Below are 16,511 nucleotides of genomic sequence, written 5' to 3'. Positions count from 1 at the left end.
TTTTAAAAAATGTCTTATTCTATGTAAAATTTTATAATTTTATCTATAAAGAACTCATAAATTAAAAATATGACTACTCCAAAATTTAAAAATTTTAATATTGAGCCCTACAAACCTGGTAAATCCAAAATTAAAAAACTAAAAAAAATAATTAAATTATCAGCAAATGAATCAGCTTTGGGAATGAGTTCTAAAGCAACCAAGATAATATCTAATAAAGGGTTAAATTTAGAGAGATATCCAGATGGTAAATCTCAGAATTTAAGAAAAGAAATATCAAAAAAATTTAAATGTGATCCAGATAAAATTATATGTGGAGCAGGTTCAGATGAAGTTATTCAAATGATATGTCAGTTATTTTTAAAGCCAAAAGATGAAGTTGTAGTTCCAGAATACAGTTTTCTAATGTACAGAATTTATGCAAATATTGTTGATGCAAAAGTTAAATTTGCAAAAGAAATTAACTATAAAATTTCAAATGTTGAGATACTCAAAAAAGTAACAAAAAATACAAAAATAGTTTTCCTTGCTAACCCTAATAATCCTACTGGAACTTATTTGACAAAAAAAGAGTTACTAGATCTTAGAAAAAAATTAAATAAAAATATTTTATTGGTGGTAGACGATGCTTACGCAGAATATATGAAAAATTCTGACTATAAATCAGGATTAGATTTGTTTAAAAACAAAGACAATGTTTTTGTATTAAGAACATTCTCTAAAATATTTGGACTAGCTTCTTTACGAGTTGGGTGGGGATATGGATCCAAAAAGATAATAAATGCATTAAATGTTATAAAACCCCCATTTAATGTTAGTCATATTGGACAAATGGCAGCAACGGAGTCACTTAAAGATCAAAATTTTATAAAACGCTCAATAAAACATAACTTATATTATGCAAATAAATTAAAATCTTTTCTTGAAAGATACGAAATTTTTTCAAATCCAATTTCTGCAAATTTTTTATTTTTAGATTTTGAAAAATGTAAATATACAGCAAAGTATTTTTATGAAAGACTAAAAATAAAAGGAATTATTTTAAGATCCACAGAAGATGGTTATCACATTAAAAATAAATTAAGATTAACTATTGGATCTAAAAATGAAAATTTAGCATTTATGAATGCTGCAAAAAAAATATTAAATTAATATGAAAAATGTTTTAATTATTGGATGTGGGTTATTAGGATCATCTTTGCTGAGAAGAATTCAAAAAAAGAGGATGGCTAACAAGATTTATATTTATGAGAAATCAAAATCCAACATTACAAAAATAAAAAAATTAAAACTACCGGGAATAATTATAAAAAAATTAGAGGATGGAGTTGTAAAAGCAGATCTGATTATTTTATGTACACCAATGAATGAATATAAGAATCTTATTCTTAGAATGAATAAATGTTTATTATCCAAAACTATTATAACTGACATAGGTTCGTCAAAAATAAAGTCATCAAAGATTATTAAAAAATTTTTAAGAAAAGATATTTCTTGGACACAAAGTCACCCAATAGCAGGATCCGAGGTAAGTGGCCCAGAGCATGGAAGGCAAGATATATTTGAGGATAAATGGTGTGTTTTGATAAAAGAGAAAAATACTAAGAAAAATCATTTAAATATATTGAATAAGTTTTGGAAAAAGATTGGATCAAAAATAGTTATTATGAGTCCAGAAAAACATGATAAAATTTTCTCTATAACTAGTCATCTTCCACACTTGATTGCATACAATTTAGTAAAATCAGCACAAGACTTTGAAAAAATACAAAATTATGATTTGATTAAATATAGTGCAGGTGGGTTACGAGATTTTTCAAGAATAGCAGCCTCAAATGAAATTATGTGGAGAGATATATTTTTTAACAATAAGAAAAATATTTCAAAAGCTATTGATCTATTTATCAAAAACTTAAATTCTTTTAAAAAAGATATTAATTCAAAAAACAATAAATCAATTTTAAAAAAATTAATTCAAACCAAAAAAGTAAGAACAAAAATTATTAAATTAAAACAAGATGTTAACAAACCTGATTTTGGAAGAAGTTAATATTTTATAGAGGATATTTTTTTTATAGACAGGCTAGCTGTTCTTTCAATTCTCTCTATTGTTTTTATTATTGGCATAATTAATACTTTTTTTTCTGGACCATAAGCGTGAATTAATTGTTTAGAATCAATGCACATGGCAACATGACCTTTCCAAAAGATTACATCACCTTTTTTAAATACTTTTCTTTTTAATTGTTTTCTAGAATATTTGATTTGGTCTTTTGTATCTCTTGGATAAAAGGAGTTATTATAATAATAAAATAGCTGCAATAAAGCTGAACAATCAATTCCATTGAAAGTTTTACCACCCCATATATATTTGGTTTTTAAAAATAATTTAAATATTTTAGTAAAATTTTTTTCTTTATGATCTATTTTCTTTAAATCATATTTTTTTACCCATTTATTTTTTTCAAATTTTGCAAGATTTTTACTTTCTCTAATTATCGAAATTTTTGAACCAAAGGGTAAAAATTCATTGGTTATTTTTTTTTGTGTACTCCAAACTTTAGCTTTTAAACTATAAACTTTATGACTTGGCTTATGTTTGTCTGTATATTTTTCATTTTTGATGAAACCTATGTAATTATCAAATGAAGATCTTATTTTTATCCATTCTTTATTTTTAGATAAGATTTTAAATTTTTCTCCATAGATTATTTGAGAAGTAACTTCAGAATTCTTTGAAGCCTTTTTATAAATATTTGAGAATTGACTCTTATAAAAAAAATTATTTTTCACGAAGTTTAAGTTTATCTTTAATAAACCATAAGCAAATCAATGAGGGGATAACCATAATTGCAGTTAAAATAAAGAATATACCCCAGTCTCCATTTAGCCAATCCACTAATGCTCCAGATGAGGATGCAAGTGTAGTTCTTCCTGCCGTTCCAATCGAGGCAAGAAGTGCATATTGAGTTGCAGTATAAGTTCTGTCTACTAACAATGAAATAAAAGCTACAAAAGCAACTGTTGCAAAAGCTGCAGCTATATCATCAAAAATAACTGCAATTGCAAATAACAATTCTGATTTTCCACTCCATGCGAGTGCTGTAAATAATAAATTAGTTGCAGCCATCAGGATACCTGCAAGAAACATTGCTTTTAAAACTCCTGATCTAATTACAAAAAGACCACCTAATAATGTAAAAATAACTGTCGTTATCCAGCCCAAGGTTTTAGAGTAAATTGCAATATCACCCTTAGAAAATCCAATTTCTTTATAAAAAACAATCGACATACGACCTAAAAATGCCTCACCTATCTTAAATAAAAACACAAATCCTAAAATACCTATTGCAATAGAAAACCCATTTTTTTTGAAAAAACTAATTACAGGACCTCCAAGAGTTCCACTTATCCATGAAATCATGTTTGTAATAAAATTTTGTGATCCAAGTTTACTTTGTATAAGCTCATCAGTTTTTTTCTGATTAACCTTTCTAGTATTTGAATGTGTTTCATAAACAAACATCAATCCAATATTCATTAAAATTACTACAATCCCTAAAATTAAAAATGTTGATTGCCAGTAATTAGTTATGCCAATATTTTGAAAGTATTCCGCAGTAAATAAAGCTATTACACCACCTAATTTATATCCACTCCACCAACCAACCACTGCCATTGCAGCTCCAGCAGCCATTGATTTACCCTCATTTTCACCAATCTGCTCAATTCTTAATGCATCTACAGTTATGTCTTGAGTTGCTGATGCAATTGCAATGATTAAACCAATTGTAATTAATAGAGCAAGATTTTCTGTTGGATTTATCAAACTCCAACCAACCAAACAGATTAAAATTGCAGTTTGCATTAATACTATCCATCCCCGTCTATGGCCAAGTTTTTTTGTAAGATAGGGAATTTGTAGTCTATCTATAAGAGGAGCCCACAAATAATTAAATGCGTATACCCCAAATATTAATCCAGCCCATCCTATTGTTGATCTACTTAAGCCTTCCTCTTTGAGCCATAAACTTAAACTACTACCGATCAAAACCCATGGAAAACCAGAGATTGCTCCAAGTAATAGTATTCTCAACATTCTTCTATCAAAATAAACTGAAAAAGTTTCTGAAAGAGATTGTTTTTTAATTTCAAGCATTTTTAACTTCTCCAAAAAGATGGTAAAAATAATACTAATATTGCAAATAGTTCAAGTCTACCTAAAATCATACCAACTGTTAAGATCCACTTAGAAATATCAGGTAAAGATGAAAAATCTCCATTAGGACCTATTATAGGCCCCAATCCAGGTCCAACATTTGAAATTGATGTAGCAGCTCCTGAAATTGCTGTAATAAAATCGAGACCAGTTAACGATAGTAATGCTGTAAGTAAAAAGAAGATTACAAAGTAAAAATAAATAAAAGAAATTATTGACGCAATAAATTTATTATCAACTGAACCCTGATCATATTTGATCACAAACACACCTTTTGGATAAATAATTTTTTTAAGTTGATTTACTACAAACAAATACAGAATTTGAATTCTAAAAATTTTGATACCACAAGCAGTTGAACCAGCACATCCACCTATAAACATAAGTGCTAGAAACAAAGTTATTGGAAAACCACCCCAACTATCATACTCAGAATTTACATAACCAGTTCCTGTCAATATAGAAATAGTATTAAAAAAAACTGACCTTAAATTAAAATTTTCATTATTAACTAATAATAGATATGTCGACAATAATACAATTGCAGTAACAATAACTTTAAAAAAAGTTTTAATTTGCACGTCTGTTAAAAAAATTTTTTTGTTTCCATTTATAAATTTGATGTATGCAATAAATGGGATACTTCCTAAAATAATGAATATCATTGATGCTATTTCAATTGGAATACTATTGAAAAAACCTATAGATTGATTGTAATTTGAAAAACCACCTGTTGCGATCGTAGTCATAGAATGTGTTATGCTGTCAAATTTACTCATTCCAAATAACCTATAAGTCAAAGCACACATTAAAGTTAATCCTGAATATATATAGATTAACCTCAGAGCTATCTCTTTAGATTTTGGAAGTATTTTTTCTTCAGAGTCATTGCTAGAAATTTTAAACAATTGCATTCCACCAACGTTCATTATTGGCATTAAAGTAATAGCCATGACAATGATACCAATGCCACCTAACCACTGTAGTATTGCTCTCCATAATAAAATTCCTTTTGGTGTAAACTCTAGATTTGAAATAATTGTTGAGCCGGTAGTTGTTATCCCAGACATACTTTCAAAAAATGCATCAGTGATGGATAATTCTATTGTTGAAAATATAAAAGGCAAAGATCCAAAAATTGCGATACTTAGCCAAGAAAGTGCAGTGAGCAAAAAAGCTTGTTGTAAATTTAATTTTTTATCATGATCTAAGTTAGCTAAAAAAAATAAAGTTCCAAAAATTATTGTAACAATTGATGCTCCAAAAAATGAAGAGTCTATTTCAGAATAAGCAAATTGAGCAATAATGGGTATGAACATGGACACCCCAAGAATTATTTGTAAAATTCCCAGTGTAAAAAAAACAGTTTTATAATTAGACATTTTGAAAGAACATTATTTTATGGTAAATAAATTTCAACTCTATAAGAATTAGTAAAATCACTGATTTAAGATTTTTAGAAGCAAATTCATGATTAAAAAAGAAAATTTAGATAAAACTAGTGCTTGGCCTTTTGTAGAAGCAAAAAAACTACTTCGAGAAAGAAAGTCCTTTATAGAAAAAAAAGGTAAGATTACTCTTCAAACAGGTTATGGTCCTAGTGGTCTTCCACATATTGGAACATTTGGCGAGGTTGCAAGAACATCAATGATGGTAAATGCTTTAAAGCAACTATCAGATCTTCCAACTGAAATAATAACATTTTCAGATGATATGGATGGCTTACGAAAGGTGCCAGACAATGTGCCTAATCAAGAATTATTGAAAGATAACCTTCATAAACCGCTGACTAAAGTTCCTGATCCATTTGGAAAATTTGAAAGTTTTGGTGAACATAACAATAAAATGTTAAAAAAATTTTTAGATAGTTTTAAATTTAATTACAATTTTCAAAGTTCTACATCACTTTATAAAAGTGGATTCTTCAATCCAACACTTAAAATAATTTTAGAAAATTATGAAGGAATTATGAATATTATTATTCCAACTTTGGGTAAGGAACGTCAACAAACTTACAGTCCCTTTTTACCAATTTGTCCTGAGACTGGACATGTTTTAGAAATTCCTGTTATCGAAATTGATAAAAAAAAATCAAATATTATTTTTGATAATAAAGGTAAAAAATTAGAGACAAGTGTCTTGGACGGGAATTGTAAATTACAATGGAAAGTTGATTGGGCAATGAGATGGTACGCATTAGATGTAGACTTTGAGATGTACGGAAAAGATTTGATTGAAAGTGCAATTTTATCCACAAAAATAATAAATTTATTAGGTAAGAAAAATCCATCTGGTTTTGCATATGAGTTATTTTTAGATGAAAAAGGAGAAAAAATTTCTAAATCAAAAGGAAATGGGATAACGATTGATCAGTGGCTGGAATATGCATCACCAGAAAGTTTATCCTTGTACATGTATCAAAATCCAAAAAGAGCAAAAAAGCTATATAAAGAAATAGTGCCCAAAGCTGTTGATGAGTATTTAGATTGTATTGAAAAATCTAAAAAACAAAATGAGCTACAGTTATTAATGAATCCTGTATGGCACGTACATAATGGTAATATTCCAAAAGAAGAAATGATTATGACATTTTCAATGTTACTTAATTTAGTTGAAACAAGTAATGCTGATAGCAAGGATTTGTTATGGAAGTTTGTTAAAAAATATAAGTCAGATATTTCTGAAAAAAATTTTTCAATTTTTGATGGCCTGGTTGGTTATGCAATTAAATATTTTAATGATGTAATTAAAGCTCAGAAAAATTATAAATCACCAAATGAATCAGAAAAACTAGCTCTTGAAGCATTAGTGAAAACTCTAAAAAAATGTACAGATGAAATGTCTCCAGAAGATATTCAAACTTTGATTTATTCTACCGGAAAAGAAAATGGTTATGCAGATAACTTGAGAGATTGGTTCAAATTAATATATGAGGTAGTTTTTGGTGATGAAAATGGACCTCGAATGGGATTTTTTATAAGTTTTTTTGGTGTAAAAGAAACTACCGAGTTGTTAATGAATAAATTAAAATAATGTTTTCTAAATTAAGACCGCTGATATTTAAAGTAGATCCTGAAAAAGCACATACGTTAGCAATAAAATCGTTAAAATTTAATTTAATTCCTAATGTATTTGATGAAAGTAAAAATGATCCTATTTTTCAAACAAAAATTTTCGACAAAGATTTAGATAATCCAATTGGAATGGCAGCTGGTTTTGATAAAAATGCAGAAGTATACAACTCATTATTTAAATTAGGTTTTGGATTTGTAGAGGTTGGAACGATTACTCCTTTGAAACAATATGGAAATCCTAAACCTAGAGTATTTAGATTGGTAAAAGATGAAGCATTAATTAATAGACTAGGCTTTAATAATCATGGTGCTGAAATTGTTAAAGAGCGCATTAAACGTAATAACAAAGTGGGCTTACTTGGTATTAACATTGGACCCAATAAAGACTCTAACGATAGATTGAATGATTATTTAATAGGATTAAAAACTTTCTATGATGAAGCTGATTATATAACAATCAATATTTCATCACCAAACACTGAAAATTTAAGAACATTTCACGAAGGTAATAAATTAAAAGATTTACTCAAGTCTATTATGACAGAAAAAAAAAATTTAAAATCAAATATTCCTATTGCTGTTAAAATTTCACCAGATATAGATGAAAATCAAATTAACTTAATTTCTGAAATTCTTTTAGAATGTGAAATAAAAGCAATCATCATTTCAAACACATCAGAAGCTACAAGGGATAAACTGAGTGATATACAAGGACATCAAAAAGGGGGCTTGTCAGGAAAACCAATTGAAGAAAAATCTAACATTCTAATAAATAGATTTTATAAATTATTAAAAGGAAAAATAAAAATTATTGGTGTTGGTGGGATTGATTCTGGTAAGGCGGCTTATGACAAGTTAGCAGCTGGCGCAGACTATGTGCAGTTATATACAGGGATGGTTTTTAAAGGTCCAAATATTGCAGGAATTATAAAAAAAGACCTAAAAGAATTATTAATTAGAGATGGAGTTAAAAATTATACTGAAATTGTAGGAAATAAAACTCTATCTTAAATCTATTAAACTTGACGCTTTCCATATCTCCCCTTATATAGGCACTATTATTATGTCAAAAAAATGTGAATTAACTGGAAAAATCCCCATGAAAGGTCACAACGTTAGTCATGCTAACAACAAGACCAAGAGAAGATTTTTGCCAAATTTAAAAAAAGTAAAATTCACAAGTGAATTATTAAAGAGAAGTCTAAAGTTAACAGTAAGCAATTCTGGTGTTAGATCTGTTGATAAAAAAGGTAGCTTTGATGAATTTCTCAAGGCAGTTAAAAACAAAAATCTGTCTCCAAGATTAAAAAAACTAAAAAAAAGTATTTTAATAAAATCTCCATTTAAGAAAAAGCCCATAGCTAAAACTGCTTAATGAGCAAACTTTTTATTACCCTGTCAATTTTGATGGGAGTAGTTGTTTTATCCTCAAATTATCTAGTTCAATTTCCAATTAATTATTATGGTTTAAGTGAGATTCTCACTTATGGAGCTTTTAGTTATCCAGTAGCTTTTTTGATTACAGATTTAGCCAATAGATTTTATGGTAAATTTGTTGCAAGAAAAATTGTATATTTTGGATTTTTTATTGGAATTATTTTTACTCTTATATTTTCAACAAATTTTGCTGATTTAATTTCTATTAGAATAGCTATTGGATCTGGAATAGCTTTTCTAACAGCTCAACTATTAGATATTCAGATTTTTGACCGTCTAAGAAAAAAAGAGTGGTTTATAGCCCCTTTAACTTCATCTGTAATTGGATCTACAGTTGATACTTTTTTATTTTTTTCGATTTCATTCTATGCAACAGGTGTGCCTTGGATAACATTATCATTGGGTGATTTAGCAGTAAAACTATTTGTATCTCTGGTAATGTTGGTACCATTTAAAATTTTACTTAAGATCAGTAAGCCTGTCTAAAATTAATATAAAAATTTATAAGATAAAATTTTGTAAGCTAGTTTTGCTACAAGAAAGTTATATGAGTTAAAGCCTTTTATTGGTGATAATTCATTAATATCTGCACCAACAATTTTTGAATTTTTTGCTGCAATTCGAATAATATTTAAAGTTTCATCCCATAACAATCCACCTGGTTCAGGAGTTCCTGTTGCTGGCATGATACTTGAGTCTAATCCATCTACATCAAAAGTTAGATAAACTGTTTTGTTCTTAATTAATTTCTTAAATTTATTAAGATTCCATTTATTTTTATCTTTTGCCCAAAATATGTTAATTCTTGATGAATTTTTTTTTAAAAAAGGAATCTCACTTTCTGATATATTTCTAATACCAAAAGAAATTAGAGAAATGTTTGGGTAGTCCAAACATCTTTTTATAGCTGAGGCATGGGAGAACTTTTCTCCATTATAGCTTTCACGCAAGTCCGCATGAGCATCAAAGTGTAGTAGACAAATATCCTTATATTTTTTTGCAAAAGGAGCAATACAACCAGGTGTGATAGAATGTTCACCACCAAAAGTCATTGGAAAAAGTTTTTTATCTAAAATTTCCTCATTAATTTTAGACATTTTACTAAGTGCTTTTTTGATATCTTTATCAATTTTAAATGGCTTTAAAGTTTTAATACCTATCTTTTTATGGGGCTCACAATTCAATTCTTCGTCATAAAGTTCAACTTGGTGAGATGCTTTTATTATTTCTTTTGGACCATTTTTTGTTCCCCCACCATAACTCACTGTTTTTTCAAGACCAAAAGGAACTATTACAACTTTTTCTTTAAAATTGACTTTATTGTCAATTCCTAGAAATCCATTTTTATTTGAAAGATATTTCAATTTTATTCAAAAATTTTTGTAAAGTTTTTTCTATCTCTATTTTTCCACTCACCCTTATGATAAGCATCACTTGCAATCAAAGGTAATACACTTGTTGCCTCTGCAAATACCATTTGTTCTTTTGTAATATCAACTTTTCCCCAAGAACTTGCTTCTTTTAATGTTGAGCTACTGCAAGCACCATCTCTACTATCAGCAACAGTTATTTGTACAGCATATTTATGCATGTCAACTTCTTTACCTAATAGTTCAGCACAAATTACTGTATCTTGAATAAAATTTTTTGGTACACCTCCACCAATCATGAATAGACCCGAACCTTTAGATTTAATCTTTATTTCTGTTAACTCTCTGAATTCTCTTACAGAGTCTATAGTCATGTGTTGTTTTGGATTTTTTTCTTGATGAATCACTAAACCAAAACCTGCACTTGAATCCGTGAAAGCTGGACAAAATATTGGCACATTGTTATCAAAAGCTGTTTCGATTAAAGAGTCTTTCTTTTTAGAATTCTTCTTTAAATATTTTCCCATTTCATAAATAAATTCTCGTGACGTGTAACTTCTTGGTTCCAATGTATCAGCTATTTCACAAATAATTTTATCACACATTTGAAGCTCTTCTTCATCAATATACGTGTCATATATTCTATCTATATAATTATTTCTTAATTCAGTATCATCTTGAAATTGAGAACCTTGATAATGTTTGAATCCAAGTGCTTCAAAAAAATCCATGTCTACAATAGAAGCTCCAGTTGCAACAATAGCATCAACCATATTGTATTTCACAAGATCTTTATAAATATTCATACACCCAGCAGCTGATGTTGATCCAGCCAAAGTTAGAAATATTGTACAATTTTTATCTTTCAACATATCATTGTAAATGGTGGCAGCATTAGCGGTTTCCCTTGAAACAAAGGACATTTTTTCCATTGAAGAGATTATTTTTCGAGAGTCGAACGAAGTTATATCAATGTGTTCTACAGGGTTTTTTAAGAAGTCTTTTTTACTATTATGACCTGGGTTTTTTTGATCAGACATTAAGCAACCAAAGTAGCTTTGTTAATATCTTTGTCATACATTGTCATGATTGGTTTATCTTCAACTTCAAATATTTCATCAGAGTAATAACCATTAAATTGAGTTCTAAATGTTAAACCATAAGCACCAAGTTGGCCAAGCTCAATATAATCATTTTCCTTTATATTATTTGGAAGAAGAAAAGGTCCTTTCATATAATCCATGCTATCACACGTTGGTCCAAAAAAATCAAAAGCTGTTAATTTTTTTGATATTATCTTATTAGAATTTTCTTTAATCATTTTAGATGGAAACACTATATTTGGAGTTCCTGCATCAAACAGAGTTCCATACGTACCATCATTTATGTAAAGTTTTTGTTTTTTTCTTAAATTTACTCTGACAATTGTGGAACCACTTTCTGCAACTAAAGCTCTTCCAGGTTCACAAATAATTTCAGGCATTTTCTCAAGTTTTAAATTTTCTAAACCTTTTTTAATTTCATTAAAATAACTATCCATAGATTGAGGCACTAAGTCTGGATAAATTGTTGGGAATCCCCCTCCAACATTAATATAATCAGGTAAAATTTTTGTTTTTTTAATTATATTTCCAATTTCATTAATGCCTTTAGAGTATGAAATAGGATGCATACATTGTGAACCAACGTGAAAGCTTAAACCAATTTTTTTTGCATGTTGTTTTACTAGTCTTAATAATCCTGCTGCTTCTGAATTTAAAGCACCAAATTTTTTGGATAAATCTATTTCAGCATGCTCATTAGAAACTGCAACTCTAACAAATAATTCTAAATCTTTGGCACCATTTGTGCTTTTAATAATCTTTATTAATTCATCCTTTGTATCTAGTGAGAATGTTTTTACTCCATGGTTAAAATAAGCTTCTTTAATACTTTCTTTACTTTTTACAGTATGCATGTATGAACATTTTGCTGTTTGGCTAAACATTCTAATACTTTTAATTTCCTCTATAGAAGCAACATCAAATTGTTCTACACCACTATCTATGATTGATTGAATTACGACAGGATGTGGATTGGTCTTAACTGCATAAAGAATTTTGCCAGGAAAATTTTTATTGAAAAAATTTACTGCAGAACGAATAGAATTCTTTCTGATACAATATATCGGTTTTTCAGGTTTCAGTTGACTTGTTATTTGTTCAACTGATTTAAATTTTTGCATATAAAATGCCTCCAAAAAAAAATTTAATAAAAAAAAGCTTTTTATTACTAAAAAACTTTAAAATTTCCTCCTATTAAGCCCATAGATTAATAATGTAAAGTAAATAATAGGTATTGAATTATGATAGCTAATCACCATATTAGTCGAATGAAAGAACAAGTAGTCCTTAAAAATATTAACGATTTTGATAATAAATCTCTACTTATAGTTGATGATGATAATCCGTTTAGAGAGAGACTGGCAAGGGCTATGGAAAAAAAAGGATTTGAAGTTATTCAAGCAGAGAGTGTACAAAAAGGAGTAGAATCGGTTAAAGCGAAAAAGCCTGGTTTTGCGGTAGTAGACTTAAGACTTGGAGATGGTAACGGATTAGAGGTTGTAAAAGAAATTCAAAATACAAATAGCGAAAGTAGAATAATTATGCTGACTGGTTATGGAAATATCCCAACCGCAGTGGCAGCCATTAAAGAGGGTGCCATAGATTATCTTGCAAAGCCAGCTGATGCAGAGGATGTAGAAAAAGCTTTACTTGCAGATCCTGCAAAAAAAGCTGCTCCTCCAGAAAATCCAATGTCTGCAGATAGAGTGAAATGGGAACACATACACAGAGTATTTGAATTATGTAATAGAAATGTTTCTGAAACTGCAAGAAGATTAAAAATGCATAGAAGAACTCTTCAAAGAATTCTTTCTAAAAGATCCCCTAGATAAAATTTCTAATTTTTAAAATTTGCTTCGTTATCAAGGCTAAAAGCACTACTTTAAATATCTCTGCTAATAGAAATGGCTGAGCTCCTAAAGCTATAATTGGCTTGTCCCACCCAATAAGTGTTCCTAACCATAATAATCCAAACATATAAATTGTAGAAGTTGCTATTGTTAGTTTAGCTAAAATTAATAAAAGGCTGTCTTTGCTATTAACTTTTGAGGCTAAGTAGCCAGCAGTTAAAAAACCGATTAAATAACCCATAGTTGGGCCTGTAAAATAAATTAATCCAACCCCTTTTTCAGGAGAATTTGAAAAAACAGGTAAACCTAAAATTCCTTCAAACAAATACAGCCCAATACTCGCAAGCCCCATTTTATATCCAAGGCTTACACCCAAAAATAGAACTACAAATGTTTGCATAGTCATTGGAACTGGATAAAAAGGTATTTTAATTTTTGCTGATATGGTCAGTGCTATAGATCCAAGTACTATTGCTAATATTGATTTTATTAATTTAGTTTGAGATATATTTTTAGTTAACTCCATATCAAAATGATACTATCAAACATTAAAATAATCTAGATATAATTAATGATCTTAAAAAAAAGAAATTTTTTTATATACAGATTTTAATACGACTGTAATATTTAACGATATTTTAATGGATAAAATTCAAAAAACAGATCATTTTTACCTAATTGATGGCTCAGGATATATTTTTAGAGCCTATTATGCATTACCACCATTAACTAGAAAAAGTGATGGACTACCAACAGGTGCTGTTAGTGGATTTTGCAGTATGCTTTTTAAATTACTTGAAGACTCAAAGTCAGAGCAAAATTTACAAAAACCTTCACATTTTGCAGTAATTTTTGACTCAGCAAGAAAGACATTTAGAAATGATATTTATAGTGATTATAAGGCTAATCGTTCAGAGGCACCTGATGATTTGGCGCCTCAATTTGAGTATATCAGAAAGTCAGTACTAGCTTTCAACTTACCATCGGTTGATCTACCCAATTATGAAGCGGATGATTTAATTGCTACTTATGTGGAAAAAATACTGAAGAAGGGAGCTAAAGTTACAATTGTTTCGTCAGACAAAGATTTGATGCAATTATATAAAAAAGGTGTTCGAATTTTTGATCCTATGAAAAATAAATTTATTTCAGAAGAAGATATTTTTACAAAATTTGGAGTTGATGCAGCAAAAGTGATCGATGTACAGTCTCTCGCTGGTGATAGTAGTGATAATGTTCCAGGTGTACCTGGTATAGGAGTTAAAACAGCTGCTGAACTGATTAATAAATACGGAACTTTAGAAAAACTTTTAAAGTCAGCTAGTGAAATAAAACAAAATAAAAGAAGAGAAACATTAATTGAAAATAAAGATAAAGCATTGATTAGTAAAAAACTTGTAACATTAATGAAAGATGTTCCAACTAACAGAGATTTGACAGAGTTTAGACTAAAAGAAATAGATAAAGATAAACTTTATACATTTTTAAGAGAGATGGAATTTAACCGACTTTTAAGTTCTGTTATTTCTGCATATGGTGAACCAAAACTAAAAGACATATCTGATAAAACAAAAGCTTCAGAAAAACATCAACCAATCAATAATAAGAACTATCACTTAATTAGCGATCCTGATCAAATAGATGAATGGATAAAAGAAGCTGAAGAAGTAGGAGAGGTTGCAGTGGATACAGAAACAAATTCTTTAGATCCACATCAAGCAGATTTAATAGGCGTTTCTCTATGTTCCAAAATTGGTAAAGCTTGTTATATTCCAATAGGGCATAAATCATCAAAATGTATCAAGAAAGATATTGTCATTAAAAAATTAAAACCTTTATTAGAAGATCCAAGTGTTAAGAAAATTGGTCAAAATATTAAGTTTGATTTTATAGTTTTATATAAGCAAGGAATAACAATTTCATCAATGGAAGATACAATGCTTATGTCTTATGTGTTAGATGCAGGAAAAAATAGACATAATATGGATATACTTTCAGAAATTCATTTAGGACATAAAACAATATCTTTTAAAGAAATCGTTGGAACTGGAAAGAAAGAGATAAATTTTAGTGATGTAGAGGTTGATAAAGCTAAAGATTATGCAGCAGAAGATGCTGATATAACTTTTAGATTATATAAAAAATTTATTAAAAATTTAAAGTTAGAAAAAATGGTAAATATTTATGAAATATTTGAAAAACCATTAATTAAAATCCTAGCCTTTATGGAAATGGAAGGAATTGAGGTTGATAGCAAATTTTTAAAATCACTTTCTTCAAAATTTGAAAAAAAAATTAAGAATTTAGAAAAAGAAGTTTTTAAAATTTCAAAAAAAAAATTTAATATAGCCTCACCAAAGCAATTAGGTGAAATTATTTATAATGATTTAAAGATTGCAGGTTTAAAAAAAACAAAAAAAGGAAGCTTTGCAACAAGTGCAAGTGTTTTAGAAGATTTAGCTTTTAAAGGGCATAAATTTCCTCAAATAGTTTTAGATTGGAGACAAGTATCAAAACTAAAAAATACTTATTCAGATTCTTTACCAGAACATATTAATCCAACAACAAAAAGGGTGCATACTTCTTTCTTATTAGCGGCAACTACAACTGGTAGATTGGCATCAAGTGATCCAAATTTACAAAATATTCCAATTAAATCAGAAGATGGAAAAGATATCAGAAAAGCTTTTGCTGCAAAAAAAGATCATTTGTTAATTTCAGCAGATTACAATCAAATTGAAATGAGAATTTTAGCAGATTTAGCAGATGTTAAAGAGCTTAAAAAGGCTTTTAAGAATAATGAAGACATACATTCATTAACAGCTAGCCAGATTTTTAATATTGATATTAAAAAAGTAAATCAAGATCATCGAAGAAAAGCTAAAGCAATTAACTTTGGAATTATTTATGGAATTTCACAATATGGCTTAGCAAAACAAATTAATGTTTCAAACTATGAGGCAGAAGAATTTTTAAATGCATACTTTGGAAAATTTCCTGAAATAAAAGTTTATATGGATACTACTATTAAGTTTTGTAGAAAAAGTGGTTATGTAAATAATATTTTTGGTAGAAGATCTCATTTTAATGGAATTAATGATAAAAACTTCAATGTGAGAAACTTTCAAGAACGAGCTGCAATCAATGCGCCTATACAAGGGTCGGCATCAGAAATTATGCGTTTAGCAATGATTAGATTAGACAAAAAATTGTTAGAACAAAAAAACATTAAATCTAAAATGCTTTTGCAAATCCATGATGAATTAATATTTGAGGTACCAAAAAAAGATGAAAAAATGATGATCAAATTAATAAAAGAAGAAATGACCAGTGTTGCACAAAGTGATTATCATTCATTTTCAACTCCACTAACTGTTGATGTTAATGTTGGAGATAATTGGGGAATGCTTCATTAATTTTATTAGATTGCCCAATTTAGAACAATTTAGTATTTTTAT

The 16,511-nt window shown here is 28.5% G+C and carries 15 protein-coding genes; 8 read left to right on the top strand and 7 right to left on the bottom strand.

The window, feature by feature from the left end:
• Positions 1-69 precede the first annotated feature (69 nt).
• Together hisC and ACIJYA_RS06305 are read left to right on the top strand one after the other, a co-directional pair.
• Positions 70-1,152, top strand: a complete 1,083-nt coding sequence (hisC, locus tag ACIJYA_RS06310; RefSeq protein WP_435088122.1) for a histidinol-phosphate transaminase — start codon at positions 70-72, stop codon at positions 1,150-1,152.
• A gap of 1 nt (position 1,153) precedes the next feature.
• Entirely contained in the window at positions 1,154-2,050 is an 897-nt protein-coding gene (locus ACIJYA_RS06305) for a prephenate dehydrogenase (RefSeq protein WP_435088121.1), read from the top strand.
• Here ACIJYA_RS06305 and ACIJYA_RS06300 read toward each other — a convergent pair.
• From ACIJYA_RS06300 to ACIJYA_RS06290, 3 genes are read right to left on the bottom strand one after another with little or no spacing between them, the layout of a single operon-like run.
• On the bottom strand, positions 2,047-2,793 hold the full coding sequence (locus ACIJYA_RS06300; protein ID WP_435088120.1) for an NlpC/P60 family protein: 747 nt from the start codon (positions 2,791-2,793) through the stop codon (positions 2,047-2,049). The genes ACIJYA_RS06305 and ACIJYA_RS06300 overlap by 4 nt on opposite strands.
• Positions 2,783-4,159, bottom strand: a complete 1,377-nt coding sequence (locus ACIJYA_RS06295; protein ID WP_435088118.1) for an AmpG family muropeptide MFS transporter — start codon at positions 4,157-4,159, stop codon at positions 2,783-2,785. The genes ACIJYA_RS06300 and ACIJYA_RS06295 overlap by 11 nt, the downstream gene beginning before the upstream one ends.
• A gap of 2 nt (positions 4,160-4,161) precedes the next feature.
• A complete protein-coding gene (locus tag ACIJYA_RS06290) occupies positions 4,162-5,601 on the bottom strand; it encodes a TrkH family potassium uptake protein (protein ID WP_435088116.1) in 1,440 nt (479 codons plus the stop codon).
• 88 nt (positions 5,602-5,689) lie between these two features.
• On the opposite strand from ACIJYA_RS06290, the gene ACIJYA_RS06285 reads away from it, so the two are divergent.
• The 4 genes from ACIJYA_RS06285 to ACIJYA_RS06270 are packed head-to-tail and all read left to right on the top strand — an operon-like array spanning position 5,690 to position 9,216.
• A complete protein-coding gene (locus tag ACIJYA_RS06285; RefSeq protein ID WP_435088114.1) occupies positions 5,690-7,252 on the top strand; it encodes a lysine--tRNA ligase in 1,563 nt (520 codons plus the stop codon).
• Positions 7,252-8,304 (top strand): quinone-dependent dihydroorotate dehydrogenase, encoded by a 1,053-nt coding sequence (locus tag ACIJYA_RS06280; RefSeq protein ID WP_435088113.1) that lies wholly within the window; start codon positions 7,252-7,254, stop codon positions 8,302-8,304. The genes ACIJYA_RS06285 and ACIJYA_RS06280 overlap by 1 nt, the downstream gene beginning before the upstream one ends.
• A 52-nt stretch (positions 8,305-8,356) precedes the next feature.
• Entirely contained in the window at positions 8,357-8,668 is a 312-nt protein-coding gene (rpmB, locus tag ACIJYA_RS06275; RefSeq protein WP_435088111.1) for a 50S ribosomal protein L28, read from the top strand.
• Positions 8,668-9,216 carry a queuosine precursor transporter gene (locus ACIJYA_RS06270; protein WP_435088109.1) on the top strand — a complete coding sequence of 183 codons (549 nt, stop codon included), beginning with the start codon at positions 8,668-8,670 and terminating at the stop codon, positions 9,214-9,216. The genes rpmB and ACIJYA_RS06270 overlap by 1 nt, the downstream gene beginning before the upstream one ends.
• A 2-nt stretch (positions 9,217-9,218) precedes the next feature.
• Here ACIJYA_RS06270 and speB read toward each other — a convergent pair whose 3' ends face one another.
• Genes speB through ACIJYA_RS06255 form a run of 3 tightly spaced genes read right to left on the bottom strand, consistent with a single transcriptional unit; the run spans position 9,219 to position 12,324 of the window.
• Positions 9,219-10,094 (bottom strand): agmatinase, encoded by an 876-nt coding sequence (gene speB / locus ACIJYA_RS06265; RefSeq protein ID WP_435088107.1) that lies wholly within the window; start codon positions 10,092-10,094, stop codon positions 9,219-9,221.
• Between the two features lie 2 nt (positions 10,095-10,096).
• A complete protein-coding gene (locus tag ACIJYA_RS06260) occupies positions 10,097-11,140 on the bottom strand; it encodes a 1,9-bis(guanidino)-5-aza-nonane synthase (protein WP_435088105.1) in 1,044 nt (347 codons plus the stop codon).
• On the bottom strand, positions 11,140-12,324 hold the full coding sequence (locus tag ACIJYA_RS06255) for a type III PLP-dependent enzyme (RefSeq protein ID WP_435088103.1): 1,185 nt from the start codon (positions 12,322-12,324) through the stop codon (positions 11,140-11,142). The genes ACIJYA_RS06260 and ACIJYA_RS06255 overlap by 1 nt, the downstream gene beginning before the upstream one ends.
• A 147-nt stretch (positions 12,325-12,471) precedes the next feature.
• Here ACIJYA_RS06255 and ACIJYA_RS06250 point away from each other — a divergent pair, with 147 nt between their 5' ends.
• On the top strand, positions 12,472-13,035 hold the full coding sequence (locus ACIJYA_RS06250) for an ActR/PrrA/RegA family redox response regulator transcription factor (protein WP_435089273.1): 564 nt from the start codon (positions 12,472-12,474) through the stop codon (positions 13,033-13,035).
• Here ACIJYA_RS06250 and ACIJYA_RS06245 read toward each other — a convergent pair.
• Positions 13,028-13,579, bottom strand: coding sequence for a biotin transporter BioY (locus ACIJYA_RS06245; RefSeq protein WP_435088101.1), 552 nt, complete (start codon positions 13,577-13,579; stop codon positions 13,028-13,030). The two genes, ACIJYA_RS06250 and ACIJYA_RS06245, sit on opposite strands and share 8 nt — an antisense overlap.
• 115 nt (positions 13,580-13,694) lie before the next feature.
• On the opposite strand from ACIJYA_RS06245, the gene polA reads away from it, so the two are divergent.
• Positions 13,695-16,469 carry a DNA polymerase I gene (gene polA, locus ACIJYA_RS06240; protein ID WP_435088099.1) on the top strand — a complete coding sequence of 925 codons (2,775 nt, stop codon included), beginning with the start codon at positions 13,695-13,697 and terminating at the stop codon, positions 16,467-16,469.
• The last annotated feature ends 42 nt before the right edge of the window (positions 16,470-16,511 follow it).

This window comes from Candidatus Pelagibacter bacterium nBUS_29 (assembly GCF_051200905.1).
In the GTDB taxonomy this organism is placed as follows: Bacteria; Pseudomonadota; Alphaproteobacteria; order Pelagibacterales; family Pelagibacteraceae; genus Pelagibacter.
The sequence above is the reverse complement of the archived record's forward strand: the minus strand, read 5'-3'. Positions and strand labels throughout refer to the sequence as shown.